Below are 25,880 nucleotides of genomic sequence, written 5' to 3'. Positions count from 1 at the left end.
GTTCAGGCCCCCAGCAGTTCGCCGGAGCGAAACGCTTGCGCACCGGCGATCTTGCCCAACTCACCCCCGGCGGTGATGTAGCGGTCGCGGATGCGGGCGTAAAACAGGCCATCCACACCGGCCACGACGCGCTCCACACGCCCTTCAATCGGGTCGATAACCTCGGCTACCAGATCGCCCTTGGCCAACAGCTGGCCGGGCTCGACGGCAAACACCACCACGCCGGGCGCGCGGGCGTACAGGCTCTCGGAACCCGCCAGCGGCGTGGCTTGGCACAGCGGCTCAGGCACTTCGGGTGCCTCATTACAGGCCCAGACGCCCAGAGTTTGTAGCCAATAAGCAATAGCTTGGGCGTCTTGTTGCGCCCAGGCATGGCTCACATCCAGTTCGCCGCGCAGCTCGATGGTGGTGCTGCAGCAGCCCTGCGGCAGCGGTGCCGTGCTGCCTGCGGCCTGCAGCTTCTCTGATAACTGCCACCAGGCGCTGGACAGGCACTCGTCAAACGGCCGGTTGCCCGAATTGCGCGCCAGCAAAATGGTGCGGCTGCGCAGGTAGTACGCCAGCTCGGCCATTTGCGGCCAACAGGGCTCTTCGGTGTAGAAGTGCAGCACGCCTTCGCAGTCGCAATGCAGGTCCAGCACATAGTCGGCATCATGCGCCAGCAGCAGCAGGGTTTTGCGCAGGCTTTGCAGTTCGGTGTTCGGCGTCCAGGCCTGCAGGTGGTCGCGCATGGCTTGGCGCACCAGATTGACATTGGCCTGGGCGTCGTCAGTCAGGCCGTTCATCACCACCGGGGCCACTGCACTGGCTAGGTCCGGGTAATGGCGGTTGAAGTTTTCAGAGGTGTCGAGCTCAAAGCGGCCCATGGGCTTGTGGTCCAGGCGCTGCGCCAGGCCAATCGGGTTGGCCACCGGCACCAGTACCACCTCGCCGCTGATCAGCCCCTGCGCATCGGCCGCTTCAAGCGCAGCGCGCAGATGGTGCGCCACCAGCATGCCGGGCAGTTCTTCGGCGTGCAAACTGGCCTGAATGTAGATTTTGGTGCCCGAACCAGGCTGCCCAAAGTGAAAACTGCTGAGGGTCTTGAAGCTTCCCAGGCTGGGCGACAACAGGGGGTGATCAATGCGCTGCATGGTCAAAGTGGCTCACGTTGGTGATTACAAACAGCTTTTAATGCTTTTGGGGTGTCAGGTACGCCAGCAGGCGCCCTTCGCTGAAGCGAAAGAAGCCAATCAGCGCAAAAGAGGCGGTCAGGTAAATGGCGGCGGCGGCCAGATAGGCTTCAAACGGCAGGTAATAGGTGGCGTAGATGCGGCTGGCGGCAGAAGTGACATCGAGCATGTTGGGCACCGCGCTGGCCAGGCTGGTGGCGTGTAGCATCATCACCACTTCGTTGCTGTAGGCGGGCAGGGTGCGGCGCATGGCGCTGGGCAAGACAATGCGCAGCATGGTCTGAAAGCGGCTCATGCCGTAAGCGTGGGCGGCTTCGATCTCGCCAGCGCTGGTTTCGCGAATGGCCCCGGCCAACATTTCGGCGGTGTAGGCCGCGGTGTTGAGGCTAAAGGCCAGCAGCGCGCAGAAGAACGGTTCCTTGAAATACGTCCACGGCCAGATGCTGTCCCAACGCGCCTGAATCCACTCCAACTGACCCAGGCCGTAATAGATCAGATACACCTGAATCAGCAGCGGCGTGCCGCGAATCACAAAGGTGTAGGCGCTGACGATCCAGCGCAGGGTTGCCCAGGGGCCAGTGAGGATCAGCGCAAAAATCACCGCCGCAATGCCACCAATGGCCAGCGAGGCAAACAGCAGCCACAGTGTGATCACGATGCCGTTGCCAAACAGCGCCAGATTCTCCGGCTCAAAAATGACAGCCCATTCCATTACAACTGCACTCGCTTGGAACCCAGGCTGTAGCGGGCGTTGACCTTTTTAAGAACAAACAGCGACACCGATGTATAGATCAGGAACAGTGCCCCGGTGAACATGAAAAAGATGAACGGCGAGCGGGTGGCGGCGCTGGCTTGCTTGGCGAGGTAAGTCATTTCCTGCAAGCCAATCAGGCTGATCAGCGCGGTGGACTTGATCAGCACTAGCCAGTTATTGGTAAAACCGGGCAGGGCATAGCGCACCATTTGGGGTAGCGTGATGCGAAAAAAGGTCTGGAAACGGCTCATGCCAAACGCCCAAGCGGCCTCCATCTGCCCCTTGGGGATGGAGAGAATCGCGCCCCGGAAGGTCTCGGTCATGTACGCGCCATAAATAAAACCGATGGTCAGCACGCCTGCCATGAACGGGTTGATGTCCACGGTGGCTTCGCTGCCCAATTTTTCAAGCAGCGTGTTGATGCCAATGGTGCCGCCGTAAAACACCAGCAGCATCAGCACCAGGTCAGGAATACCACGAATGATGGTGCTGTAGAGGGTCGCCAGCCCGACCAGGACTGGCTTGCCCGAGAGTTTGGCCGCAGCACCGGCCAGCCCAAAAATGATGGCGACCAACAGCGCCAGTAACGACACCCCCACCGTTAGCACAGCGCCTTGCAGGATGCCCCAAAAGTAGGCTTGCATCGGGTGGGTAGTTGGGCCGCCGGACGGGGTTTACTTACCGTAAACGTCAAACGTGAAGTACTTGTCGTTGATGGCCTTGTACTTGCCGTTGGCACGAATGGTCTTGATGGCAGCGCTGATCTGGCCCTTGAGCTCGCCCTGGCCTTTGCGCAGCGCCACACCAGCACCAGTGCCAAAGTACTTGGGAATGTGAAGCTCGTCACCCTTGAGCTCATAAGCCTCACCGCCCGGCTTGCTCAGGAAGCCACCACCCACTTCCAGAATGTCAGCCACGGTGCCGTCGAGCCGACCCGCTTTGATGTCCAGGTAAACCTGGTCTTGAGCGTCATACGACACGATTTCCACACCCTTGGTCTTGAGCTCGCCCAAGGCGTATTTTTCTTGAGTGGAGGCCTTCAGAACACCGATTTTTTTACCCTTGATGGATTCCGGACCGCTGTACTTCACGTCTTTCTTGAGCACCACGCGGCTTGGCGTGTTGTAGTACTTGTCGGTGAAGTCCACCTGCTTCAGACGCTCTGCGGTGATTGACATTGAACTGATGATCACGTCGTATTTTTTGGCCATCAGACCGGGGATCATGCCGTCCCAGGGCTGTTCGACAAACACGCAGGTGCGTTTGATCTCTTCGCAGATGGCGCTGGCAATGTCCACGTCAAAACCGGTGGGCTTGCCGTCTGGAGTTTTGTAGGTGAAGGGCTCGTAGGTAGCGTCGATGGCGACCTTGAGGTCTTTGCCAGCGGCAAAGGCGGTCACGCACATGGCGCTGATGGCAGCAGCAAGCAGGAGTTTTTTCATACAGTAGCTTCCTTGGGACAATGCCGGGATTCGGCGGGTTGATAAAAGGGTAACGGGGCATTCTAAGTTCAGCCTTAGCCTCTGGAGGGGCAGGTTTTCACCAAGACCATGCATCTGGTGGAACTAGCATCGTTCGTGCCAGCTACCAATCTTCCTTCACGGCCATCACTGCGTCTTTACCCGCTGCTGCGCGTGCTGCCAGCCACGCGGTGACGGTGCCTGCCGCCACCACGGCCAGACACAGTGCCAGCAGCTTTTGCCACGGCAGCATCAGGTCCATGGTCCAGTGAAAGCTTTGCGGGTTAACCACGTGCACCAGCACCACTGCTACCACCAGGCCCAGCGCCAGCCCGGCAATGGCGCCCAGCGTTGTCCAGGCGGTGCCTTCCAGGGCCACCACCGTCAGGATCTGGCGCCGTGTCAGCCCCAAGTGCGCCAGCAGGCCAAACTCCTTGCGGCGTGACAGCACCTGCGCACTGAAACTGGCCGCAATGCCAAACAGCCCAATCGCAATGGCCACGCTTTGTAACCAATAGGTCACCGCAAAGCTGCGGTCAAAAATCTTCAAAGAGATAGCGCGAATCTGCGCCGAGGTGCCAAATTCCAGCAGGCCGCCGACGCTTGGGCCTGCATCACCTGCGACAGTGTTGCCAGGTGCAGCAGGCACAGACGGCGCTGGGGCAGGGTCGTTGCGTTGCCCGCTGGCTTGCCCGCTTTGGCGCTCAGCCAGCGCCTGCAATTCTTTTTGCAGCGCTTCGGTGTTGCTGGTGTCACTGAGCCACAGCGCCAGGTCGTTGGCGCGGCGGTCACCGGTGAGGCGTTGAAAATCACCCAGGTCGATCGCGATCGAGCCCGACTGGCGGGCATAGTCGCGCCACACGCCAGCTACAAAAAATATAGCTTCTGGCGCTTTACCTGTATGGGCTAGAGGCCTAAAAGCCTTTGAAAGTATGGGCAAGGTCTGGCCAGCCTGCGCACCGTACAGGTCCACCACGGCCTGGCTCACATAGACGCCAATCATCCCTGGCGGCACCGGCAGGGGCGCCTCCAGCAGCGGCAGGCTTTGCGCCGGGTCACCCAGGTCACGCGCCAGCAGCGCCACCGCGGGCAGGCTGGCTTGCAGGCTTAGCGGCACCATGCGCTGCGGCTGCAACTTCTGCACGCCCTGCAGCTTGGCGGCAGCAAGCACAAATTCTGGGCTGAAATACACCGTGTCGCTGGCGCCCATGCCGGCCGAGCTGCGCACATACAGGTCAGCGGGCAAGATGCGGTCCAGCCAGCTGATGACCGAGTCGCGAAAACTCGCCACCATCACGGTCAGTGCCACCGCCAGGCTCAGAGCTGCCACCACGCCGCTCACAGCCACCGCCGCCGTGTCGCGCTGGCGGCGGGCGCGCTCCACTGCCAGCAGCGGCAAGGTCTGGCGTGACAGCCGCGGTGCCAACCAGCCCAGCAGCAGCCCAATCAGCCAGGGCAGAGCGGTGATGCCACCTACCAGCAGCATGCCAATGGCGATGTAGGCTGCCAACGGAATGCCAAAAACGGGCGGAGCCCACGTCAGTAAAGCGCCAACAGCTATCAAAAACAGACTGATCCAATGCGATTTGGAGCCCACGCCCAGGTTGCCCAGGCCCTTCAAGGTTTGCGCCGGTGGCAACAATTGCGCCGCCCGAGCTGGCCACCAGCCGCCCACCAGCGCTGCGCCCACGCCCAGCGCGCCATAAATCAAGGCGGCGACTGGGCTGAACTGCAGGCTGGGTGTGGCGCCAGAAAAGAAGCCGCTGCCCAGGTCGCCCCCCAGCAGCCCCAGCGCCAGCGCCGCCAAAGCGGTGCCCAGCGCCAGACCTAAACCGCTGCCCATCAGCCCCAAAAACAACGACTCCCACAGCACCAGTTTCAGGCGGTTGCGCCCGGACAGGCCCAGCACACCCAGCAGCGCAAACTGCTGCGCGCGTTTGGCCACACTCAGCGACAGGACTGAGAACACCAGAAACGCCCCGGTAAACAGCGCAATCAACGCCAGTACCGTCAGGTTGACCCGGTAGGCGCGCGACAGGTTGTTGATCTGCGACTGGGCCTCTTGCGGCAGCGCAACCGTCACATCCAGCGGCCAACCAGGGGAATCTTGCAACTGGCGCGCAAAGGCTTCGCGGTTCACACCGGGTTGCAAGCGCAGGTCGATGCGGGTGAGCTGACCGGGTTTGTCAAACAGGTCTTGCGCAGCACCCAGGTCCATCACTGCCAGGGCCGGGCCGCTGGCACGCACGCTGCCCGCCACGTTGACATCCAGCCATTGCATGCCGCTTTGCAGCTTCAGCGCACCCGCTGCTGGCGGGTTGGCGGGTGCCTCGGGCAGGGCGATGCGGCGCGCAGCGGCGTTCAGAAAGATCTGCCCCGGTGCAAACAGCGCCCAGCGGTCCATCTGGCGCGCTTGGTTGCTGCTGGGCGCAAGCGCCTGCGGGATGGGCATCAAATCGGGCGAAATGCCAAAAACACTCAAAGCATCCACCCCCACCACCCGCAGCGAGCGCTTACCCTGCGCCGTCATCACGTAGCTGCCGACCTCCAAAAGGGGTGAAGCCACCACCACGCCAGGGGTTTGTGCTATGGTTTTAAACAGACGCTCATCAAAATGCCCTTGCACGCCGCGCAGCTCCAAGTCGCTTTGGCCGCCCACCGAGCGGGCCGCTTGGGCAAATTCATCCAGCGCCGAGCTGTTGATTAGATGCACCGAGAACGCCAGCGCCACGCCCAGCATCACCGCCAGCACCGCAGCCGCATTGCGCCACGGGTGCTGGCGCAGTTCCTGCCAGGAAAAAGTTTTGAGGAGTTCAAACATCGCCGGGTATTCTGGCAGTTTGCACCGGGTGCCGTGATGCGTCGCCAGAAATGCCCGTGTGTTGCGCCGCACCCACGAGGAGCTAAGACATCTGGGCTTTGCGGCATGGCAGGGTGCCAAGTGAACTACGATGCACGGACTCTCTTTTTGCTGTCACGTCTGCGCAACCTGTGTCTATTTCCAAGAAAAAGGTACTAAGCTCCCCGCCCGCCTATGCGCTGGCGCGGGCCTATCAGCGTTTGATGCTGTTGGGTTCGGTGGGCTTTTTGCTGGTGGTGGGGTTGACGGTGTATGACGGTTGGCAGCGCCATATGGCGGCCGAGGTAGCGGTGATTCACCAGCGTATGCACGCCAGCGTGATCCAGTTGAAAGGCATCATCAAGTCAGCCACTGACCAGATCACCCAGCTGGCCAGCTGGTCAAACAACTTTCCGCGCCATGCACCTTACCAGGGGTCTGGCGAGGTCCGCCTGGCGATAGAGCTGGCCCGCAAGGCGTTGCCTGGCGGCGAGGTCACGCTGGACGCGCTGGCCAGTTTGCCGCCGGCGCACCGTCTGGGCCAGCTGGTGGCGCTGCCTGCTGCCAGCCAGCCCAGAGCGGGCGGCTTGCCGTCTGACCTGGATCTGGCCCTGGCGCTGGTGGACCGCCTTGGAGTAGATGCCCAAACCTCGCCATGCCTGCGCTGGACCTATTTCAACGCTGCCAGCCAAAACCTGCTATTGATCGCCCCCTGGCTGCCCAAAAAAGACCTGCTGGGCAGCGAACCGAGTAGCCGCAGGTTTTTGCAACAGGCCTGGCAATACGAGGTGACCACCGCCGGGTTGCCCGCCAATAACCCACAGCGCAAGCCGTACTGGACGCGCGCTTATCAGGACCAGGCCGGTGCCGGCCTGATGATCTCGCACGCCGCACCCATCTACTGGGGCGACGCGTTTGTGGGTGTGGTGGCCACCGATGTGCTGCTGGGTTTTTTGGATGATTTTTTGCGCAAGTTCCCCGACCAAGAAGGCCTGTTGACGATTTCCAACGAGCAAGGTCAAATTTTGGGCGACCGTCGCGCGACGCTGGTTGGGCAAAAAAGCATTGCTTCCATCGACACGCTGTTGCCGCCACACCTGCTCGAAGGGCGGACACTGGACCACTTGCACGCTGACTCCATTGGTAGCGATCTGGTGTTTTCTGCCAGCTTGGACGATCCGCATTGGCGTATCGTCTTCCAAATACCCAAGGTCACCCTCCAACAGCGCGCTATGGAGGCCTTTTCCGCACAGCTTTACCTGTCGTTGTTTTTGGTGCTGGTTGTGTTAATCATCAATCTGCTGTTGTGGCGCCTCTATGTGGCTCCGGCTTTGCAGATTGCAGACTTTGTGGCCAGCGAGTCTGGCGGCAGTCATCCAGCGCTGCCCAAGGTACCGCGCTTGTGGCAACCATGGCTGGACGCCATGGCGCAAGCCTTTGGCGACCGCAGGCGCTACCTGGCTGAATTGCAGCAGAGCAATGAGGTGCTGGAACAGCGCGTGGCCCGACGCACGCAGGCGCTGCAGGCGGCCAATGCCCGCCTGCAAGCCTTGTCGGTGACTGACCCGCTCACCGGTGCTTTCAACCGCCGCCACTTGTTTGACCTGCTCAATAGCGAGAGGCTGCGGGTGCTGCGCGGCGGTGAGGCGTTTTCACTGCTGATGATCGACCTGGATTTGTTCAAGCGGGTCAACGACGCTTTTGGCCACGCGGCGGGGGACGCGGTGCTGCGTGAGTTTGTTCTGCGTAGCCGCGCAGTGGTGCGCCAAACCGATGTGATCTGCCGCTATGGCGGTGAAGAATTTGTGGTGCTGATGCCTGCCATGCATCAAGAAGGGGCCGCCCTGCTGGGTGAGCGCCTGCGCTGCGCCATGGCAAGCACACCGGTGGTCTTTGAGGGCGCGCAGGTCGCGTTTACCGTCAGCGTTGGGGTGGCCAGCTACCGTGCTGGCGAGAGGCTGGAGGAGTTGCTCAGCCGCGCCGACCACCGGCTGTACTTGGCCAAGGCAGAAGGCCGCAACCGCGTGGTGTGCCAGGCCTGAGCTGCACGGCGGGGTCGACTGTGTGACCTGGGTCACGCTTGAATGGCTCTGCAGCCGCGAGAATGCAGACTGTTTTAACTTTTGGATTTTCCTGCCATGCAAGCTTTTCGTTACGCCAAGTCCCAGGTTGTTTTGCACTGGGTGGCCGCGCTGGTGATCGCTGTGATGCTGCTCAGCGGCACCTTCATTTTGTCGAACCTGCCCAACACGCCCGACAAAGTTGGCATGTTGCGCATCCACATGATGATGGGCATGCTGGTGGCGGTGCTGATCCTGACCCGCGTGGTGATGGGCCGCATGCTGCCCGCGCCGCCCGTCACAGTTGACCAGAAAAAAGCGCATCTGGTGCACATCGTCTTGAACCTGGCGGTGTTGCTGATGGCCGCCAGCGGCAGCGTGCTGGCGCTGCAAAGTGGCTTGTTTGACGTGGTGTTTGGTAGCGGCGCCCTGCCGGAAGACTTCAAGGTATTTTCCGCCCGCCAGGTGCATGGCTGGGTCGCCAAAGGCGTGATGGCGCTGGTGGCATTGCATGTGGCCTCGGCGCTGTACCACCAGTTTGTTTTGAAAGACGGCGTGCTGGCACGTATGACGTTTCGGAAATAAGACTGGTCGTTAACGCCCTAGCCGCTCGGTTAGGGCGTTCAAAACTGAGGTTTTGAGCCATCCTCTGCATTTCTTTGCTCGCTGTCAACGGCCTGCTTCGAGCCGACTATCAACACGCACCTTCTTAATGCGAACGTCAGCAGTGGCTCGGAATTGGGTTCTTTGCCCAGGATGACCAAAAAAAACGGCACCCGAAGGTGCCGTCTCTGAAATCAAAAATGATTAAGACTTGCGGCGGCGCGCAACGCCCATTCCCGCAATGGCCAGGCCAACCAACGCCAGCGTTGCTGGTTCGGGCACGTTACCGCCGTTACCCACCTGGACGTCGATAGAGGTCATTCCAACTCGCAGGCCGTTTGCGTCATTGGCCGTTAGCATGAAGGTGTAGACGCCGTCAATGGTCGGGTCAAATGAGTAGCCAAATCCGGTTTCAAAGGCGTTGAAGCCCAAATTCCACGAGTCTTGGGTCGTGGGAGGAGCGATCGATACGAACGATTGCCCCATGTTCGGGTTCACGTCCATGAACAACTGATAGGTGAGCCCGGTATTGGTCCCCTTGTTAATGTAATAAGCGAAGTTCCAGCGTGCGTAGTTGCTGGCTATCGAAGACGCGCTCGTCTGATCAACGCCAGTTTGCGCAAAGAAGAGGCCAGCGCCATCGTTGGTCACCGTGGGGTTTGAATAGCGTTGTGTCGCGGTTAAACCCAGTACGCCGTCGTTGCCAACCGTACTGGAGGCCACAGCACCGTTTGGAATGCCGGAGCCACCAAAATTGGCCTGCGGCAGAGCTCCGAAGGTGCTATAGGTGGGTGCAGCCACCGCGGCGCCAGCAGCACCCACGGTCAAGGTAAGAGCTGCGATGATTGTTGAAATATTTGAACGCTTCATTTAGAAAATTTCCTGACTTTGTTTTAATGGATACCTGTAAAACATAAGCAGTAACCGTGCCTCCCCGTGGAGCAAAGGAAGGCGCTGAACTAAGGGGTTTGATTCATAAGAATATATTTCTTTGCGCAATGCAAGGTTTGCGGTACGTTGTCAGATATTTCTTGCACAACTGTAAACTTTTCCGACACAACGTTGCAGCCGATCACACCCTGACTCACACCTGCAGCCGCGCAGGCAGCCAGCCGCGCAAGCTGTTGATAAACGCAAAAGCCTGCACCCGAGGCAAATCGGCCAGGGTGATCACCGCTTCGCTCAAACGGCCTTCGGCCAGAAACTTCGCCCGACCTACGCCGGGCAGCAGCCCGCAGTGCAGCGCCGGGGTGAGCCACTGGCCATCCAGCAGCAGGGCGATGTTGCCGCGTGTGCACTCGGTGATTTCGCCGTGCGGGTTGTAGAGCAGGGTGTCAAACAGTGCCGCGTCCACCGGCGCATAGGCCTCGTAATGCGCGCGGTGGGTGGTTTTGAAGCGGGTGAATTCGCTCAGATGTGCTTCAAAAGGTGTAGCTGCAAGCGCAATGGTTATAAGGGCTGGAGCACTATTTAGCTTATATTTTTCAACAGAAGGTCTGCCACGAGCATCCAGCAGCAGGCGCACCCGCCAGGCGGTATCGCTTGGGTTTTGGCCGCTTGGCAACGCATCCGGCTGGGCGTGGTGCGGGTGGGTGTCAAGGTGCTGGTGAGCGGTGTCCTTAGAAACGCAAAGTGCTGCGTTGTAGATGAGTGTTTGCAAGGATGCGCGAATTCGGCCCTCGTCAAATGGATAGCCAAAATGCCTTGCAGCCCCCGCCAGCCTTGCCAAGTGTGCTCCTAAATTGTGAAATTCACTGGCTTGCAGGCGCAGCGTTTCCAGCAGCTGAAAGTCAACGCTGGCGCGCGCCAGAAAGCCGCGTTTGTGTTGCCACTCCTGCCACTCGTTGGCCGGCGTGGCGTCAAAGGTGATGCCGCTGCCAATGCCGCAGTAGGCTTGCGCGCCCTGAAGCGTCACGGTGCGGATGGCCACGTTGAAGGTGGCATGGCCACCCGGGCGCACCACGCCAATGGCACCGCAGTACACGCCGCGCGGCTGCGGCTCCAGCGCGCAAATGGTTTGCATGGCACGCACCTTGGGCGCACCGGTGATGGAGCCACACGGAAACAGCGCGGCAAACACCTGCGCCAGCGTGGTGCCAGGGCGCGTCTGCGCAGTCACATCTGACACCATTTGGTGCACGGTGGGCAGGCTCTGCACTGCGCACAGGCGGGGCACCTGCACCGAGTGAGGCTGGGCGATGCGTGACAGGTCGTTGCGCAACAGGTCAACAATCATCACGTTCTCGGCGCGCTCCTTGGGCGAGGTGGTCAAAGCCTGGGCCAGCGCCGCGTCGGATGCGGCGTCAACGCCACGCGGCGCGGTGCCTTTCATTGGCCGGGTCAGGATGTGCCGGCCGTCCCAGTCAAAAAACAGCTCGGGTGAGACCGACAGCAGTTGCTCAGCGCCAGTGTCGATGAAGGCAGCGTAGCCGCCGGGCTGGGCGCGTTGCAGACGCTCAAACAGGGCGGCGGGGTTGCCCGAAAACTCGCCATGCAGCGGCGCGGTGTAGTTCACCTGGTAGTACTCGCCTGCGCCAATGGCATCGTGGATGGTTGTCAAGGCCGCGTCGAAACGCTCGCGGGTAAGGGCTTGCTGCCAGTGCACGCTGGTGGCTAAAGCAGCCGCTGAAACTGCCGTTGCCGCTGCCGTTGCCGGGTCCGCTGCCGTCTTTGTTGCCGCAGTTGCGGTTGTTGTTGTTGCAGTTGCGGCTGCAGTTGTGGCTGCAGTTGTGGTTACTGTGACACCGGCATTGGCATTGGCATCGGGCGGCTGAGTTGTGTGGCTGCCGGCATCTTTGCCGCCGGACACGATAGCGCTGGACAAGGGGGCGCTGGATGGTGTTGCTGGGTTGTCTGGCCAAGGCAGGGCCTGCGCAAACACGCCAAAGCAGGCCAGCGGACCGTCTGCCAGGTGGGTTTGCAAGGCGCTATCAAACGCGCTGGCGGCTTCATAGCGCAGATACCCGACGCACCACAGGCCCTGACGGGCGAAGGCCTCAACGGCGTCCAGCACGGGCTTAACCTGCTCTGGCGTGCGGGCGATCAGCGTGTGTAGCGGTGCCGCTAAAGCGGCGCGTAGCCGGCCAGACGGTGCCGGGTCAGCCGACGCATCTGAGGTGTCAGACGTGTCAGACGTGCCGGGTGGGCGGCGCGGGTCGGCAAAATCAATCCACGCCAACATGGTCCACCAGCCCGTCGGCGGTCAGTAGCAGGGTGCGGTCAGCGCGTGCGGCGGCGGTTTTGGAGTGGGTGACCAGCACCATCGCCGCACCATGGGCACGCGTCTGGTTGACCAGCGCGTCCATCACCCGCTCGGCGGTGCGCGGGTCGAGGTTGCCGGTGGGCTCGTCGGCCAGCAGCAGCATCGGGCGGTGCACCAGCGCCCGGGCAATCGCCACGCGCTGCAACTGCCCGCCGCTGAGCTGCTGCGGCAAGCGCTCTCCCAGGCCGTCCAGCCCCACTTCGGTCAGCATCGCTTGCACCCGCGCATCGTCATGCTGGCCCAGCAGCATCAGCGGCAGCGCCACGTTTTGCGCCACGCTCAGGTGCGGCAGCACGTGAAAGGCCTGGAAGACAAAACCGGTTTTCTCGCGCCGCAGGCGCGCCAGTTGGTCATCGCTCTGGGTGCTCAGGTCCAGCCCGTCGAGCAGCACGCTGCCACTGTCCCAGCTGTCCAGGCCAGCCATGCAGTTCAGCAGCGTGGATTTGCCCACACCCGATTCGCCAATGATGGCGACAAACTCGCCCGGCGCCACATTGAGTGAGACGTGGCGGAACACCGGCACGCTGCCGTAATGCTTGCTTAAATTTTGGATGACAAGGCTCATAGTGGGCGCTCAAGCGATGGCAATGATGCCGTTCAGCGATTCACAAGCGGCTGCAAACAACGCCGCTGGCAGCTGCTTCCAGGGATGCGAGCGGGCACCGCGTTGGCGCCAGTCAAACGTTTTGGGCTGGTGCGTGAGCACATAAGCCACTTCGCCTTTGGCAGTGGTGACCTTCACCGCGAAAGGATTGGTCTCGTTGGATCCAGCATGCGTCATTGGAAGGCCAATCACTATGCCCGTGCGCTCGTTGAACGCCTTGGGCGACAGCACCAGCACTGGGTGTTGGTCTTGCATCTCTTGTCCGATTGGTGGGTTGAAGTCGATCCAGATCATGTCGCGCCGATCAGGCACCCAGAGTTTGCCGCCAACCATCAGAACACCTCGTTGCCCATGCGGCCACTGGCCATGGCCTCGCCGCCGTGAACGTCTGGATCAAACGCTTTGAGTTTTTGTGCCAGCGTCAGCTTGGGTGCGCCTACCGCCCGAAGCAAAACACCTTCCTCGACCACCTCGACGCGAATGGGCAGGCCAAGCGCAAAGTGCGCCGCCCGGGCTACCGGCGCGGTGATGCGCACCGCCAGCCCATTGCCCCATTCCTGAATGGTTTGTTCTGCGCTAACTGTGGGTGACATGGTGAGACTCCTGAAAATGTTTCTACGTGTTTATACATGAGGCTGGGCTAGGTGGCGGCCTGACCGCAGCCATAGGCCCACGATGCTTGGTGGCAAAAGCCGGGGCTCTGGCAAAAACATCCGTGCCAAAGTGTGATGAAAAAAGTGTTTACCAAGTATGGAAGAAACCAAGATGAGATGCTTAATTGGCCTTTAGCCCTTATTTAATAAGGGCTAGTAGCTACTGTATTTGTAGTATTCAAAAACCAGCTTGGGTCAGCGCAAAAAACCAGACTGAAAACCTGAGGCCACAACTTGTCGGTGAGCGAGGTTCCTGACAAAGCTGGAGGTGATAGTATTACGCCGTAATACTTTTGGAGCTGAACCATGCAAACTACCGTTACCAGCAAAGGCCAAGTCACCATTCCGCGGGATGTGCGCCAGCAATTTGGCTTGCGTCAAGGTGTGTCCGTGAGCTTCACGGTTGAAGGAGACCATATTGCCATACGACCTGCATCGTCGGCGCGGCAGGCGGCGGTCAGCGGTTTTGGCCTGATTCGCAGCCAGCGCCCGGGTGTGCCTGCCGACTTTGACGTGGCCGCTTTGGCGGTGGAAGCGCCATGATCGGGCTCGACACCAATGTGCTGGCGCGCTACTACGTGGCCAGCCCGGATGAGGGGACCCAACAGCAAAGTGCACTGGCCCGCGAGTTGATCGAAAGCGGCAAGCGGTTTTTTGTGTGCAAATCGGTGGTGCTCGAACTGGAGTGGGTGCTGCGCGGCTACTACAAAAGTCCGGTCGCCGATGTGTTGACGGTGCTGCGACACTTGTTGTCAATGCCCAATATAGAGATTGAAGACAGCATCGCCATGGTCGCGGCCACGGATGCGCTGGCAGATGGGTTTGATTTTGCCGATGCCTTGCACCATGCGTCTTGCCGCCTGTGTCGCCAAATGTTGACCTTTGACGACAAAAAGTTTGCTCGCCGCGCAGCGCTCAAGGGCTGGAAGCCAAGCGTGCTGGTAGTGCGTTAGCCGCGCGCCACAAACGCATCGGCCAGCGCCAGCACCTGGGCCAGTGCGTCCGGCGCATCACAGGCCACGCCATCGCTACAGTGCGAGCTTTCGTGCGCAAACGCATCCTGCGCGCCTTTGTGGCACGCGGCCACATTGAGGCCTGTGACGCCAAAGACATGGCCGCTTACGCTCACGGTGGCGGCTTCTCGGTCGATGCCGGGGTGCGTATCAAGGCCGACGACCGCGCTGGGCTGGAGCGCCTGCTGCGCTACTGCACGCGCCCACCCTTCGCTATGGACCGGCTCAAGCAGCGCGCCTCTGTCCTGGTTTACCGCTGTGGCAAAGGGCACACAGAGCCCCTACAGTCCGACAAACACTCGGGCGAACTGGTGCTCACGCCACTGGAGCTGATCAACCGCATCGCCCAATTGGTGCCGCCACCGCGCACCCACCGGCATCGCTATTACGGCGTGCTGGCTCCGAACTCGCCACTGCGGGCGGCGGTGACTGCCATGGCGCAGGCCGAGCAGGTGGTGGCGCCTGTGGTGCACGGTTGCGTGGCTGACGCTGCGTGCACTGCTTCTGGCAGTGCGCCAAGCTCCCCGCATCACCCCGGCACGCGGGCCACCGCTGTGGGACGAGTGTGGTGCGCAGGAGACGGGGGAAGGTGTTGAGGTTTTGCCGGACTGGGATCTGGCAGCCCAGCCAGCACCAGACTACCCCGACGATCAGCGCACTGCTTGGTGAACTTGACAAGTGTGGCGACATCAGCCGGCCGGGGTAGGCATGTGTCCATTGGCGGCCCGGAGCGCAGTTTGAGATGGGTGAGCGCAGATTCTTGGGGATTCAGACGGTCAATTCAGGGGAGACCCGTTTTTACAGGACGGTTTGGGGTGCGGTACTTGGCCTCATGCGGTTGGAAATCCTAACCTTAGGCCGACCCCAGCATCAAGTCGAAGACCTCCCGGGTTCGACAGCTATTTGCCCCCCGTCACCTCAATCCCCAGTGAAATCAACAGTTTTCTTCTCTAAAAATTCATTTGTGTAATGGCGCGATTAACGATTTATTTGTAAATTTGCTAGCCATGTCCTGTGATAGAGTAGTGGCGTGTTTATCAAAGTCACCCGCCGCGGTCCTAATCGCTACGTCCAACTCGTCGAGGCGTACCGTGATGCATCCACCGGTAGACCCAAACAACGCACTATTGCATCGCTGGGTCGCATCGACCAGTTAAACACCGAGCTCAATTCCGTCATTGCCGGCTTGCAGCGTGTCACGGGGCAAACCCCTGCAGCGCTTGCACCGGCAACACCACCCGTTCTCAGCTTTGAGGCCGCCCGTGATTTTGGTGATGTCTACACACTCACCGAATTGTGGAACGCTTTGGGTTTTGATGGCCTGCGCGGTGTTTTTCGCCACACCCGCCACAGCATTGACGTTGAAGCCCTGATCCGGGTCATGGTGTTCAACCGCCTGTGTGATCCGGACTCCAAGCTGGGCGTGCTGCGCTGGTTGGAAACGGTGGCTTTGCCGGGAACGTCACTGGAATCGATTGACCATCAGCACCTGCTGCGCGCCATGGATGCACTGGTCGATCACAAGGCAGAGGTTGATAACGTGATGGCCAGCTTGCTGCGCCCTCTGGTTGATCAAGACCTGGCCATGGTGTTTTATGACATGACGACCATTCGGGCTGCCGGTCTGTCTGAGCAGGAAGGGGACTTGCGCCACTATGGCATGGCCAAAGTAGGCGTGGTTGAGCGCCAGGTCATGCTCGGAGTCGTACAGACCTCAGAGGGTTTGCCTCTGTACCACGAGGTGTTTGACGGCAACACGGCGGAGGTGACCACGATCAAGGGTGTGATCGAGAAGATCGTGGCGCGCTTTCCCATCAAACGCGTCATTGCGGTGGCCGACCGGGGCTTGCTATCCACAGAGAACTTGGCTGATTTGCAGGAAATTGTTTTGCCTGGGGGCAACAAGCTCGAATTCATTCTGGCCGTACCGGGCAGGCGTTATGGTGACTTCGTTGAGCTGCTGGAGCCGTTTCATACAAAGCAGTGTTTACCCGCCAAAGAAGAAATTCTGGGTGAGGCCGCTTGGAACAAGCTGCGCTTGATCATTGCCCATGATCCACAGGTGTCGTTGGATGCGGGTGCCAAGCGTGACAAACGCATTAACGAGTTGAAAGCGCAAGCCGATCTGTGGGTGGGCAAGCTCAATGATCAGGATGCGGGTAAGAAAAAACCTGGTCGCAAGCTCTCTGATGGCGGGGCACGAGCCAAGTTTTACCGCGAGGTGTGCGAGGCCCATTTGGCGCGGATTGTGAAGGTGAACCTCAAGAGTGAGCTCTTCACCTACGACATTGATGAACGGGCTTTGAAGCACGCCAAGATGATGGACGGCAAGCTGCTGTTGGTGACCAATGCGCCAGACTTCACGCCCGAGGAGGTGATCAAGCGCTATAGGTCATTGGCTGACATTGAGCGCGGGTTTCGGGTGCTGAAGTCTGAGATCGAGATTGGGCCGATTTACCACCGCCTGCCCGATCGGATTCACGCCCATGCGACCATTTGCTTTATGGCGCTGATTCTGTACCGGGTCATGCGCAGCCGCCTCAGAAACAGCAACACCAAGATATCACCAGAGCGCGCACTCGACAAGTTGCGCCGCATTCAGCATCAGGTGGTGAAGGTCAATGATTTGGAGCCCATTGCCGCGCTCTCAAGCATCAACCACGAACACGCGGAGATTTTGCAAGCACTGACGATCAAGAAACCGACCCTTCCCGCCCAGTTGACCCTTTTGTAGTGGCACACGCGCGGGGCGCACCTATATAAATCAACACGTTACAAATTTAACTGTCGAACTCGGGAGGCCAGTTGGCAACCGGATCGACCACCACGGGTTCGAGCTTTTTGCCGAGCACACCGCCCTTGGCATTGATTTTGTCAATCGCCATCAGCACCGTGTCTTTGAGCACGGTTTCTGAAATGGCCATGGCGCCCGACAGGCTGTGCAGCACGCCCACCTTGATGGTGTCGGCGGCGTGGGCGGGGATGGCGGCCAGGCCCGCCAAGGCCATGGCGGCGATCAGTGCCTTGAGGGTGGATCGACGGTGCATGAGCGGCTCCAGGAAGTGAAAGGGTGGTGTCGCTGTGTCTGGCGCGTTGTGCTGGCGGCAGTTTTATCAGCGATACATTGATTCTGGAGACACCCTGGCGCCCGGCCAACACGCCAGGTGGCGTACACCTGCTGGCCCGGCCCGGCGCAAAGTCGGTTAACGAAACCAGTCTTCGTCGGGCAGCTTGGCAAAGGCACGCCGCAGCCCCTCGCCCCATCCCCGACTGAGCTTGTTGAAATAAGGGTCATCGGCGCCAATGCGGTGGGGCTCGACCTTGGCAAAGGAGTCGGTGCGGTAGAGCAGCATGTCGATCGGCAAACCCACCGACAGGTTGCTGCGAATCGTCGAGTCAAACGAGATCAGCGTGCACTTGGCGGCTTCTTTCAGCGAGGTGTTGTAGCGCACCACACGGTCAATGATGGGCTTACCGTATTTGGACTCACCGATCTGGAAATACGGGGTGTCTTGCCCGGCTTCAATGAAATTGCCCTGGGCATAGACGTGAAACAGCCGAGGTTCCTCGCCCCGAATTTGCCCGCCCACCAGAAAGTTGCCGCCAAAATCCACCCCCTGTCCCAGACTTTGGGCATTGGCATCGCGGGCCACCGTTTCCTTGACGGTGCGCCCTACCAGTTCGGCCACGTCGTACATCGAGGGGCGATTGAGCAAGTGCTCGCCTTCAGGCGCCCCCAGGTGTGCCAGCCGCTGGCGCAGCAAATTGACCACGCTTTGGGTGGTCGCCAGGTTGCCGGCACTCAGCAGCGTAATCAGGCGTTCACCGGGCACTTCAAACACACTCATCTTGCGAAAGGTGGCGATGTGATCGACCCCGGCATTGGTGCGCGAGTCCGAGGCAAACAGCAAGCCGGCATCCAGCCGCATGGCAACACAGTAGGTCATGGTGAGAGAGAAAGAAGGAGAAGGCGCGTTGAATCGGCGGGATTATCTCTTGCCCGACTCACTGTTCATCGCCTTTGTCGCCTTGGCTGACCTGCACGGCTGTTTGCAGGTGCTCTACGCCCCCGCCCAGACGCATGCCGCGCACCGGACAGGCGTCGGCATAGTCGGCGCCGATGGCCAAGCGCACGTAGCGTCCGTCGGCCAGACATTGGTTGGACACGTCAAAACCCAGCCAGCCTTGGGGCAGGCGCACTTCGGCCCAGGCGTGGCTGGCCACATGCTCGGTATCGGCCGCCAGATACCCGCTGACGTAACGCGCTGGCAGGCCCAGCAGCCGCGCACAGGTGGCAAAAACCTGTGCGTGGTCCTGGCAAACGCCGTTTCTGTTGGCAAAGGCTTCGGCCGCCGGGGTGGCCGCGTCGGTGGTGCCCGGCGTGTAGGGCATGACCACGACCAGCGCCTGCATCATTTGCAACAACCCCGCCAGCGGGTCTGATGCCACCTGCGCCGTATGCCCGTGGGCAAACTGGCGCAGCGCAGCGTCTGCGCGCGTCAGGGTGGAATCGCGCAGGAACAGTTGCGCGGGCAATGCGTCTTCGGGGTCGGGCGTGGGCCGACTGTCGTCGGTCTCGACCTCGCCCTGGGCCATCAGGTGGATTTCACTGGTGGGCCGGTCCAGCGTCAGCACATGCATGATGTTGCCGTAGGCGTCGAGGCAGCGCGATGCCGGTGCCGGCAGGGTGAGCTGCCAGGACAGCACCTTCAAGCCGTGGCCGGGGCGCGGTGTGAGGCGCAGGTACTGCGTGCTGCGCTGGAGCAGTCGGTCGTAGCGGTAAACGGTTTCGTGGGCGATGAGCAGGTGCATCTCGTTTCCTTGTGGGTAACTAAAACAGGCTCAGTTGGCTTCGAGGTAGGCCTTGCCAATGGCTTCGCCCAAATGTGCCGACTGGGCCAGAAACTCGGTCAACCAGCGGTGCACGCCAGCGTCCAGGATGTCATCGATCACGCCGTATTCCAGCTTCAGCGCAAGCTTGCCCGCCAGCATCTTGACCTCGCGGCCCGCGTCCATGGAACCTGGCAGGGCCTGGATTTCCGGCAGGATGGCGCGTATTTCGTCGCAGCAGGCGCGCAGGCTGCGCGGCACGTCGGGGCGCAAGACCAGCAGTTCCGTGACCCGGCGACCATCCAGCGCATCGCGGTACACCTCGTGGTAGGCCTCAAAGGCCGACAGCGAGCGCAGCAGGGCGCTCCAGGCATAGAACTCGGAGGCACTTTCTTGCGGCAGATTCACCGGGGCCAAACCGGCGACGGCCGGCTCGATCAGTTGGGATTTGACATCCAGCAAGCGGGCCGTGTTGTCTGCGCGTTCGATGAAAGTGCCTAAACGGATAAAGCAGTAGGCATCGTTGCGTTGCAAGGTGCCGAAGGTGGCGCCGCGAAACAGGTGGGAGCGCTCTTTGATCCAGTCAAAAAATCCCGACACATCGGTGATACCGAGCTTGGGCATTTCGCGCGCTTCGAGCCAACTGGCGTTGATTGCCTCCCACATTTCGGTGGTGATTTTGCCGCGCACGGCGTGGGCGTTTTCGCGCGCCAGCTTCAGGCACGACAGCACCGAGGCCGGATTCTCCAGATCCAGTGCCATGTAGTGAAACAGCGCGTCGCCATTGAGCTTGCGGTTTTGCGCAATGTACGGGTCCAACGTGCCGGTGACGGCCAGCGGCGCGGCGAACTCGGTCATGGCGCCGCGCGATTGCGGCAGCAGCGACAGCGAGTGCGTGACATCCAGCATACGCACCAGGTTTTCAGCACGCTCAAGGTAGCGGCTCATCCAAAAGAGTTGGGCGGCGGTACGTGACAGCATCTCAGGCCTCCAGAATCCAGGTGTCCTTGGTGCCACCACCTTGGGACGAATTAACCACCAACGAGCTTTGTTTCAAGGCCACACGCGTCAGGCCGCCCGCGACCATCGAGACCTCGCGGCCACTGAGCACAAACGGGCGCAGGTCGATGTGGCGCGGCGCAATGCCACTCTCGACAAAAGTCGGGCAGCTCGACAGGCACAGCGTGGGCTGGGCGATGTAGTTGCTGGGGTTGGCGCGCACCCGCTCTTTGAAGTCGGTCACTTCTGCCGCCGTGGAGGCCGGCCCGACCAACATGCCGTAGCCGCCCGCGCCATGCACTTCCTTGACCACCAGTTCGGCCATGTGCTCCAGCACATGGGCCAGGTCGTCGGGCTTGCGGCATTGCCAAGTCGGCACGTTGTGCAGGATCGGCTCCTCGCCCAGGTAGAAGCGGATCATGTCGGGCACGTAGGGGTAAATTGACTTGTCGTCGGCCACGCCGGTGCCAATGGCGTTGGCCAAAATCAGGTGGCCCTGCTTGTAGACCGACAGCAGGCCGGGCACACCGAGCATGGAGTCGGCGTGGAAGGCCAGCGGATCAAGGAAGGCGTCCTCAATGCGCCGGTAGATCACATCGACCCGTTGGTCCCCGACGGTGGTGCGCATATAGAGGTAGTCGTCTTTGACAAACAGGTCTTGTCCTTCGACCAGTTCGACGCCCATTTGCTGGGCCAGAAAGGCGTGCTCAAAATAGGCCGAATTGCACGACCCCGGTGTCAGCACCACCACGGTGGGGTTTTGCGCTTCGCTGGAGTGGCGCAGGGTCTCCAGCAGCAAGGTCGGGTAATGCGCCACCGGCGCAACGGGGTAATGGGCAAACAACTCGGGAAACAGCCGCATCATCATCTTGCGGTTTTCCAGCATGTAGCTCACGCCCGAGGGCACGCGCAGGTTGTCTTCCAGCACGTGGTAACCCCCATCCGAATGGCGAATCAGATCGACCCCGGTGATATGGGCGTAAATGCCGTGCGGCAAGTCCAGGCCCTGCATGGCCGGCTGGTACTGGGCGTTGGCGAACACCTGTTCGGCGGGAATCAGCCCGGCTTTGATGATGTTGTGGTCGTGGTAGATGTCCCACAAGAAACGGTTGAGCGCCGTCACCCGCTGGCGCAGGCCCGCCTCCAGCATCTTCCACTCGTTCGAGGGCACGATGCGCGGCACCGTGTCAAACGGAATCAGCCGCTCGGCACCGGCCTCGTCGCCATGCACGGCAAAGGTGATGCCGACCCGGTGAAACAACAAATTGGCTTCGGTGCGCTTTTTGGCCAGCGCCTGGGGCGTTTGCGCCTGCAGCCAGTTAGCAAAGGATTGGTAATGCGGCCGGATGGCGCCACTGGGCAGCAACATCTCGTCGTAATGGTTCGCAGCGGGTAAGGTCAATGCGTGCATGGGAACTCCGTGGGCTAGAACCTTTTGTTATGCAAAAACTGTGCCACGTCGCTGGCGGCTGATGTCTCCCTCGCGTGTCCAGGTGTTTTTCTACCGTGGCCGGGCTGCTGCCCAGAATCTCGCCGATGTCGCGGTTGGTCTTGCCCTTGACCAGCCAGTACAGCACCTCGGCCTCGCGTGCTGTGAGCCGAAAGCCCAAGCCCAGGCAGGCCATCACGGCGGCGTCAGACACCTCGCGCATCACGATCAGCCAGTCGCCGGCGCCCTCGCCGTCGCCGGTCTGGCGGTGCAACCGAAAACCCAGGTAGCGCGCATCCTGCTGCACGTTCAGCCGCGGCGGCTCCAGCTGCTGGGCCAGTCTGGCCAGATCGGGCAGGTGCTGGCGTAGCCAAAGGCATCCAGTGCATTGCGCGCCTGCCCGGCCTGGCGTACTTCCTGGCAGGCGCGGCGTGCGCCTTGCGGGTGCACGTTCATGCGCGCCAGCACTTCCTTGGGCTTGATCGGCTTGGTCACGTCGTCCACGCCGCCGACCTCCAGCGCCGCCACCAAGTGTTCGGTCTCGGTCAGCCCGGTCATGAAGATGATCTGGATGTGTGTGCCGTCTGCGCCATCGCCTTGAGGCGCCGCGCCACCTCAAAGCCGTCCATGCCCGGCATCAGGGCGTCCAGCAGCACGATGTCGGGCAGTGCCTGCGCGGCGCGTTGCAGCGCCGCATCGCCGCGCGTGGCCACCAGCACGGTGTAGCCCGATTCGTCCAGCGCATCGTGCAGCACGGCCAGGTTGTCGGGCTGGTCGCGCTCAATCTCGTCCAGCGCATTCAGGATGCCCTGGTAGTAGCCCAGTGCCACGCTCTGCTGCAACGCCGCCAACGCCGCGCCGCCCGGAAAGGACAAAGCCGTTGCCAGGGCGGCCGGGGCGATAGGCGGGGGCATGGCCGCAGGCGCCGCATCGAGCCACACCAGCGCCAGCGCGCGCTCCAGCCCCTTGTCCAGGGCATTGGCCGACACGCTGGCGCAGCGCAGGCCGTGCAGCGGCATCTGGCGCAAGCGCCGCAAGGTTTCCCAGCCGTCGATGCCCGGCATGGACAAGTCCAGCAACAGGGCGTCGGGCCGGTAGCCAGTGGCCAGCAGGTCGAGCGCATCATGCCCGCTGCAGGCCTGGCGCAACTCAAAGCCCCGGGGTGCCAGCAGTTGCACCAGCAGTTCGCGCTCGGCCTTCGCGTTGTCCACCACCAGAGTGCGCCGGCGCGGTGCTGGCGCCCGCCAGAGCGCTACCGCCGCCGCGGGCGAACGGCTCGAAAATCTGGTCGATCTCGGCGGCCGTCAGGCCCGGGCCGGTGTCTTGCACGGTGCTGCGCGCCATCTCGCTGGGACCAAACCGTTTGCTTAGCGGGTGCGTTGAAGATGGCTGCAAAACGCATTGGCCAGCGCCAGCACCTGGGCCAGCGCATCGGGCGCATCACAGGCCACCACACGGCGTTCGGGGGTGCTGCGCAGCCAGGTGATCTGGCGTTTGGCGAGCTGGCGGGTGGCGGCGATGCCTTGTTCGCGCAGATCGTTCAAGCGCTGCGCTGGGTTGGCACCTGGGGCCTGCAGCGCGTCCAGATACGCCCAAGCCTGGCGGTAGCCGACACAGCGCATGGCGGGCAGGTCCGGGTGCAGGTCGCCGCGTGCACGCAGGGCCGTGACTTCGTCCAGAAAGCCATTGGCCAGCATGGCATCGAACCGCTGGGCGATGCGTTGGTGCAACCAGGCGCGGTCTAGCGGCTCCAGCGAGATCAGCAGGGCATCTGCTGGGGTTGATGCATCTTTTTGGCCTCTAGCCCTTATGGGATAAGCGCCAGTAGCTTCTTTTTTTGTAGTATGAAAGCTCGCTAAGGGCTGACCGGTGAGGCGGTAAACCTCCAGCGCGCGGGAGATGCGTTGCGAGTCGTTGGGTGCCAGACGCGCGGCGGTGAAAGGGTCTACCAGCGCTAGGTCGGCGTGCAATGCGGGCCAGCCGCGTTGTGCGGCCTCAATCTCGATGTGCGCTCGCGTGGCCGCGTCAGCCTTGGGCATGTCGTCTAGGCCGTGGCGCAGCGCTTTGAAATACAGCATGGTGCCGCCCACCAGCAGTGGCAGGTTGCCGCGTGCGCTGATCTCATGCATCAACCGGGTGGCGTCCGCCACAAAGTCTGCGGCGCTGTAGGCGTTGAGCGGGTCGCGGATGTTGATCAGATGGTGCGCCGCGGCGGCCAGTTCAGCGGCGCTGGGCTTGGCGGTGCCGATGTCCATGCCACAGTAGACCAGCGCAGAGTCGACACTGATGATTTCCACCGGATGCTGCCTCGCAATGGTCAGCGCCGCCGCCGTCTTGCCCGAGGCAGTTGGGCCAGCCAGAGCCAGGTAACGGGGCAAAGGCGGCGAGGGTGTTGAGTGCGGTGAGTGCGGTAAGGGCAGTGGGGACGGTGAAGACGCCAAGGATGGCAAGGACGACGCAGCGGTGGTCTGCCCGGCCTGCGGCGCAGTGGCGCTCATCGGGACTGCGCAGACGCCGGGCCGTCAGGCGCGAGCTCTGGCAGCGCTTGCTGGCGCAGTCGGTTGGGTGCCAGCACGCCGGAGTTCTCCAGAATCGGGTAGGCGATGGCGCAGATCAGCGAGTTGGCGCGTTTGAGTTCGCTGATCAGGTCCAGGTGCAGCGAGCTGGTTTCCATGCTGTGCAGCGACTTGTCGCTCAGCCGGTTGATGTGGTTATTGGCGTATTTCAGTTCCAGATCGCGAAAGCGGGTTTTTTCTTCGAGCAGCTTGATCGCGTCACGCGGATCATCGGTCAAAAACACGCTCATCCCTAGGCGCAGATTGTTGACTAGGTTGGCATGCATCTCGGAGATCTCGGCCATGCCGGCCTGCGAAAACTCCCGTCCGGAGCGGATTTTCTTGACCTCAATGTCTGCCAGGATGCGCTCAACGATGTCACCGATCTGTTCCATATTGATGGTGAAGCTGATGATGTCGGCCCAGCGCTGGCCTTCCTTCTCATTAAGGGCTTCGCGCGAGATTCGGGTCAGGTAGTACTTGATATCTGAGTGCAACCGGTCGACCGTATCGTCCATTTTTTGCAGCGATTGGGCCAGCGCCAGATCGTTGTTCTTGATCACGTCGAGCACGCCGCGCAGCATGGTTTCCACCACATCGGCTTGGTGCATGGCCTCACGCACCGCACAGCTCAGCGCCACTGAGGGTGTAGCCAGCGCGGAGGGGTCCAGATGGCGTTGGCGCCCATTGATGGTGTTGTTCTGCGGTACCGGCAGCAAATATTTCACCCAGCGCGCCACCCATTGCGTCACGCCAATGAGGCACATGGCCGCCAGCGCATTGAAGGTAAAGTGAAATAGCACCACCATGTTGGCGGCGTCGTGCACATAGGGGCCCACATAGCGGAGCCACAAATCGACGCCAGGCAACATCAACGCCACGCCCAAGACCTTGAAGACCAGGTTGCCCAGCGGCACCTGACGCGCCTCTACCGGAGACCGCAATGTGGTAATCACTGCCAGCAAGCCACTGCCCAGGTTGGCGCCCAGCACCAGGCCGAGTGCCACATCCACCGTCACCACCTGGCTGTTGGCCAGGGTGGCAATCAGCAGCACGATGGCCAGACTGGAGTAGCTCAGCACCGAGAGCACCGCACCCAGGGTGATTTCCAGCAGTCGGTCGCTGCTCAGCGAAGCCAGCAGGGCGCGCACGGCTTCGGACTGGGTCAGCTCATTGGCTGAGGCGCGCACCAGGCTTAGCGCCAGCAGCATCAGCCCCAGGCCGATCAGAATGCGCCCGACATAACCGGCGGTGGTGCTTTGTTTGGCAATGAACAGCACCACGCCGACAAAGATAAACAGGGGCGACAGCCAGGACAAATCCCGCGAGAACAGCAGCGCCATCAGGCTGGTGCCCAGGTCAGCACCGAGCATCACCGCCAGCGCCGAGGTCAGCGTCATCAGGCCCTGAGCAACAAACGCCGAGATGATCAGCGCGGTGGCGGTGCTGGACTGCAGCAGCGCGGTGACACCCACGCCCGACATGGCAGCGGTGAAACGGTTGCCGACACTTTGCGCCAGAATCTTGCGCAGATTCGCGCCGAGCACCCGCAGCGTGTCTTTGCGCACCAAATGAGTGCCCCAGACCAGCAGGGCAATGGCGGCCAGCAGGTTCAGCAGGTGCGTCACGTCAGGTGCCTGATGGCGG

The 25,880-nt window shown here is 61.3% G+C and carries 23 protein-coding genes and 4 pseudogenes; 6 read left to right on the top strand and 21 right to left on the bottom strand.

Going from position 1 to position 25,880, the window contains the following annotated elements; genetic code table 11:
* Window positions 1-2: 2 nt before the first annotated feature.
* The 5 genes from BLL52_RS17635 to BLL52_RS17615 all read right to left on the bottom strand — a co-directional run bounded on the left by BLL52_RS17635 (window position 3) and on the right by BLL52_RS17615 (window position 6,207).
* Window positions 3-1,133 carry a succinylglutamate desuccinylase/aspartoacylase family protein gene (locus BLL52_RS17635; protein WP_075587940.1) on the bottom strand — a complete coding sequence of 377 codons (1,131 nt, stop codon included), beginning with the start codon at window positions 1,131-1,133 and terminating at the stop codon, window positions 3-5.
* A gap of 37 nt (window positions 1,134-1,170) precedes the next feature.
* Window positions 1,171-1,884, bottom strand: a complete 714-nt coding sequence (locus BLL52_RS17630; protein ID WP_075587939.1) for an ABC transporter permease — start codon at window positions 1,882-1,884, stop codon at window positions 1,171-1,173.
* Window positions 1,884-2,570 carry an ABC transporter permease gene (locus tag BLL52_RS17625; RefSeq protein WP_075587938.1) on the bottom strand — a complete coding sequence of 229 codons (687 nt, stop codon included), beginning with the start codon at window positions 2,568-2,570 and terminating at the stop codon, window positions 1,884-1,886. Before BLL52_RS17625 ends, BLL52_RS17630 begins: the two co-directional genes overlap by 1 nt.
* A 30-nt stretch (window positions 2,571-2,600) precedes the next feature.
* Window positions 2,601-3,368 (bottom strand): transporter substrate-binding domain-containing protein, encoded by a 768-nt coding sequence (locus tag BLL52_RS17620; protein ID WP_075587937.1) that lies wholly within the window; start codon window positions 3,366-3,368, stop codon window positions 2,601-2,603.
* 142 nt (window positions 3,369-3,510) lie between these two features.
* Window positions 3,511-6,207 (bottom strand): ABC transporter permease, encoded by a 2,697-nt coding sequence (locus BLL52_RS17615; RefSeq protein WP_075587936.1) that lies wholly within the window; start codon window positions 6,205-6,207, stop codon window positions 3,511-3,513.
* Between the two features lie 170 nt (window positions 6,208-6,377).
* On the opposite strand from BLL52_RS17615, the gene BLL52_RS17610 reads away from it, so the two are divergent.
* Both BLL52_RS17610 and BLL52_RS17605 read left to right on the top strand, forming a co-directional pair.
* Window positions 6,378-8,267 carry a sensor domain-containing diguanylate cyclase gene (locus BLL52_RS17610; protein WP_075587935.1) on the top strand — a complete coding sequence of 630 codons (1,890 nt, stop codon included), beginning with the start codon at window positions 6,378-6,380 and terminating at the stop codon, window positions 8,265-8,267.
* 96 nt (window positions 8,268-8,363) lie between these two features.
* A complete protein-coding gene (locus BLL52_RS17605; protein ID WP_075588043.1) occupies window positions 8,364-8,870 on the top strand; it encodes a cytochrome b in 507 nt (168 codons plus the stop codon).
* 222 nt (window positions 8,871-9,092) lie between these two features.
* Here the strand turns inward: BLL52_RS17605 and BLL52_RS17600 are convergent, their stop codons facing one another.
* The 5 genes from BLL52_RS17600 to BLL52_RS17580 form a co-directional block, all read right to left on the bottom strand.
* The gene (locus BLL52_RS17600; protein WP_083634035.1) at window positions 9,093-9,758 is read right to left on the bottom strand and encodes a PEP-CTERM sorting domain-containing protein; all 666 of its coding nucleotides are present in this window, start codon (window positions 9,756-9,758) and stop codon (window positions 9,093-9,095) included.
* Window positions 9,759-9,972: 214 nt separating this feature from the next.
* Complete coding sequence (gene pabB / locus BLL52_RS17595) at window positions 9,973-12,069, bottom strand: aminodeoxychorismate synthase component I (protein WP_075587933.1); 2,097 nt, start codon at window positions 12,067-12,069, stop codon at window positions 9,973-9,975.
* A complete protein-coding gene (locus tag BLL52_RS17590) occupies window positions 12,053-12,715 on the bottom strand; it encodes an ABC transporter ATP-binding protein (RefSeq protein ID WP_075587932.1) in 663 nt (220 codons plus the stop codon). Before BLL52_RS17590 ends, pabB begins: the two co-directional genes overlap by 17 nt.
* A gap of 9 nt (window positions 12,716-12,724) precedes the next feature.
* On the bottom strand, window positions 12,725-13,087 hold the full coding sequence (locus tag BLL52_RS17585; protein ID WP_075587931.1) for a type II toxin-antitoxin system PemK/MazF family toxin: 363 nt from the start codon (window positions 13,085-13,087) through the stop codon (window positions 12,725-12,727).
* Window positions 13,087-13,347: an AbrB/MazE/SpoVT family DNA-binding domain-containing protein gene (locus tag BLL52_RS17580; protein ID WP_075587930.1), complete on the bottom strand. Its 261-nt coding sequence runs from the start codon at window positions 13,345-13,347 to the stop codon at window positions 13,087-13,089. The genes BLL52_RS17585 and BLL52_RS17580 overlap by 1 nt, the downstream gene beginning before the upstream one ends.
* Window positions 13,348-13,713: 366 nt before the next feature.
* Between BLL52_RS17580 and BLL52_RS17575 the strand changes: the two genes are divergently transcribed.
* Both BLL52_RS17575 and BLL52_RS17570 read left to right on the top strand, forming a co-directional pair.
* Entirely contained in the window at window positions 13,714-13,950 is a 237-nt protein-coding gene (locus BLL52_RS17575; RefSeq protein ID WP_075587929.1) for an AbrB/MazE/SpoVT family DNA-binding domain-containing protein, read from the top strand.
* Window positions 13,947-14,360 carry a type II toxin-antitoxin system VapC family toxin gene (locus BLL52_RS17570; protein WP_075587928.1) on the top strand — a complete coding sequence of 138 codons (414 nt, stop codon included), beginning with the start codon at window positions 13,947-13,949 and terminating at the stop codon, window positions 14,358-14,360. The genes BLL52_RS17575 and BLL52_RS17570 overlap by 4 nt, the downstream gene beginning before the upstream one ends.
* Here BLL52_RS17570 and BLL52_RS22170 read toward each other — a convergent pair.
* A complete protein-coding gene (locus BLL52_RS22170) occupies window positions 14,357-14,536 on the bottom strand; it encodes a hypothetical protein (protein ID WP_476748463.1) in 180 nt (59 codons plus the stop codon). The two genes, BLL52_RS17570 and BLL52_RS22170, sit on opposite strands and share 4 nt — an antisense overlap.
* Between BLL52_RS22170 and BLL52_RS17565 the strand changes: the two are divergent.
* Both BLL52_RS17565 and BLL52_RS17560 read left to right on the top strand, forming a co-directional pair.
* Window positions 14,456-15,089, top strand: a pseudogene (locus BLL52_RS17565) (transposase); the annotation flags it as partial. The gene BLL52_RS22170 and the pseudogene BLL52_RS17565 overlap by 81 nt on opposite strands.
* 361 nt (window positions 15,090-15,450) lie before the next feature.
* On the top strand, window positions 15,451-17,154 hold the full coding sequence (locus tag BLL52_RS17560; protein ID WP_075587926.1) for an IS1634 family transposase: 1,704 nt from the start codon (window positions 15,451-15,453) through the stop codon (window positions 17,152-17,154).
* A gap of 64 nt (window positions 17,155-17,218) precedes the next feature.
* Here BLL52_RS17560 and BLL52_RS17555 read toward each other — a convergent pair.
* From BLL52_RS17555 to BLL52_RS17510, 10 genes and pseudogenes are all read right to left on the bottom strand, one after another.
* Window positions 17,219-17,467: pseudogene (locus BLL52_RS17555) on the bottom strand (transporter substrate-binding protein); the annotation flags it as partial.
* Window positions 17,468-17,623: 156 nt separating this feature from the next.
* Complete coding sequence (locus BLL52_RS17550; RefSeq protein WP_075587925.1) at window positions 17,624-18,367, bottom strand: proteasome-type protease; 744 nt, start codon at window positions 18,365-18,367, stop codon at window positions 17,624-17,626.
* Between the two features lie 58 nt (window positions 18,368-18,425).
* Window positions 18,426-19,232 carry a transglutaminase family protein gene (locus BLL52_RS17545; RefSeq protein WP_075587924.1) on the bottom strand — a complete coding sequence of 269 codons (807 nt, stop codon included), beginning with the start codon at window positions 19,230-19,232 and terminating at the stop codon, window positions 18,426-18,428.
* 30 nt (window positions 19,233-19,262) lie between these two features.
* Window positions 19,263-20,231 (bottom strand): alpha-E domain-containing protein, encoded by a 969-nt coding sequence (locus BLL52_RS17540; RefSeq protein ID WP_075587923.1) that lies wholly within the window; start codon window positions 20,229-20,231, stop codon window positions 19,263-19,265.
* A gap of 1 nt (window position 20,232) precedes the next feature.
* The gene (locus BLL52_RS17535; RefSeq protein WP_075587922.1) at window positions 20,233-21,660 is read right to left on the bottom strand and encodes a circularly permuted type 2 ATP-grasp protein; all 1,428 of its coding nucleotides are present in this window, start codon (window positions 21,658-21,660) and stop codon (window positions 20,233-20,235) included.
* 76 nt (window positions 21,661-21,736) lie between these two features.
* Window positions 21,737-22,592, bottom strand: a pseudogene (locus BLL52_RS20075) (response regulator); the annotation flags it as partial.
* 93 nt (window positions 22,593-22,685) lie between these two features.
* Window positions 22,686-22,856, bottom strand: a pseudogene (locus BLL52_RS22055) (response regulator); the annotation flags it as partial.
* On the bottom strand, window positions 22,828-23,022 hold the full coding sequence (locus BLL52_RS22050; protein ID WP_139313447.1) for a HAMP domain-containing histidine kinase: 195 nt from the start codon (window positions 23,020-23,022) through the stop codon (window positions 22,828-22,830). The gene BLL52_RS22050 and the pseudogene BLL52_RS22055, both read right to left, overlap by 29 nt.
* Before the next feature lie 23 nt (window positions 23,023-23,045).
* Window positions 23,046-24,176: a tRNA (adenosine(37)-N6)-dimethylallyltransferase MiaA gene (miaA, locus tag BLL52_RS17515; protein ID WP_083634033.1), complete on the bottom strand. Its 1,131-nt coding sequence runs from the start codon at window positions 24,174-24,176 to the stop codon at window positions 23,046-23,048.
* The gene (locus BLL52_RS17510) at window positions 24,173-25,861 is read right to left on the bottom strand and encodes a Na/Pi cotransporter family protein (RefSeq protein WP_075587918.1); all 1,689 of its coding nucleotides are present in this window, start codon (window positions 25,859-25,861) and stop codon (window positions 24,173-24,175) included. The genes miaA and BLL52_RS17510 overlap by 4 nt, the downstream gene beginning before the upstream one ends.
* Window positions 25,862-25,880: the final 19 nt, after the last annotated feature.

Source organism: Rhodoferax antarcticus ANT.BR (assembly GCF_001938565.1).
Taxonomy (GTDB): domain Bacteria; phylum Pseudomonadota; class Gammaproteobacteria; order Burkholderiales; family Burkholderiaceae_C; genus Rhodoferax; species Rhodoferax antarcticus.
This window is presented reverse-complemented; position numbering and strand designations above follow the sequence as displayed.

Coding starts and splice junctions, on each gene's coding strand:
- pabB (WP_075587933.1), bottom strand. CDS start 12,069: ATGTTGGCGTGGATTGATTTTGCCGACCCGCGCCGCCCACCCGGCACG.
- BLL52_RS17620 (WP_075587937.1), bottom strand. CDS start 3,368: ATGAAAAAACTCCTGCTTGCTGCTGCCATCAGCGCCATGTGCGTGACC.
- miaA (WP_083634033.1), bottom strand. CDS start 24,176: ATGAGCGCCACTGCGCCGCAGGCCGGGCAGACCACCGCTGCGTCGTCC.
- BLL52_RS17605 (WP_075588043.1), top strand. CDS start 8,364: ATGCAAGCTTTTCGTTACGCCAAGTCCCAGGTTGTTTTGCACTGGGTG.
- BLL52_RS17550 (WP_075587925.1), bottom strand. CDS start 18,367: ATGACCTACTGTGTTGCCATGCGGCTGGATGCCGGCTTGCTGTTTGCC.
- BLL52_RS17630 (WP_075587939.1), bottom strand. CDS start 1,884: ATGGAATGGGCTGTCATTTTTGAGCCGGAGAATCTGGCGCTGTTTGGC.
- BLL52_RS17625 (WP_075587938.1), bottom strand. CDS start 2,570: ATGCAAGCCTACTTTTGGGGCATCCTGCAAGGCGCTGTGCTAACGGTG.
- BLL52_RS17635 (WP_075587940.1), bottom strand. CDS start 1,133: ATGCAGCGCATTGATCACCCCCTGTTGTCGCCCAGCCTGGGAAGCTTC.
- BLL52_RS17535 (WP_075587922.1), bottom strand. CDS start 21,660: ATGCACGCATTGACCTTACCCGCTGCGAACCATTACGACGAGATGTTG.
- BLL52_RS17590 (WP_075587932.1), bottom strand. CDS start 12,715: ATGAGCCTTGTCATCCAAAATTTAAGCAAGCATTACGGCAGCGTGCCG.
- BLL52_RS17540 (WP_075587923.1), bottom strand. CDS start 20,231: ATGCTGTCACGTACCGCCGCCCAACTCTTTTGGATGAGCCGCTACCTT.
- BLL52_RS17575 (WP_075587929.1), top strand. CDS start 13,714: ATGCAAACTACCGTTACCAGCAAAGGCCAAGTCACCATTCCGCGGGAT.
- BLL52_RS17570 (WP_075587928.1), top strand. CDS start 13,947: ATGATCGGGCTCGACACCAATGTGCTGGCGCGCTACTACGTGGCCAGC.
- BLL52_RS22050 (WP_139313447.1), bottom strand. CDS start 23,022: ATGGCGCGCAGCACCGTGCAAGACACCGGCCCGGGCCTGACGGCCGCC.
- BLL52_RS17615 (WP_075587936.1), bottom strand. CDS start 6,207: ATGTTTGAACTCCTCAAAACTTTTTCCTGGCAGGAACTGCGCCAGCAC.
- BLL52_RS17580 (WP_075587930.1), bottom strand. CDS start 13,347: ATGTCACCCACAGTTAGCGCAGAACAAACCATTCAGGAATGGGGCAAT.
- BLL52_RS17545 (WP_075587924.1), bottom strand. CDS start 19,232: ATGCACCTGCTCATCGCCCACGAAACCGTTTACCGCTACGACCGACTG.
- BLL52_RS17585 (WP_075587931.1), bottom strand. CDS start 13,087: ATGGTTGGCGGCAAACTCTGGGTGCCTGATCGGCGCGACATGATCTGG.
- BLL52_RS17600 (WP_083634035.1), bottom strand. CDS start 9,758: ATGAAGCGTTCAAATATTTCAACAATCATCGCAGCTCTTACCTTGACC.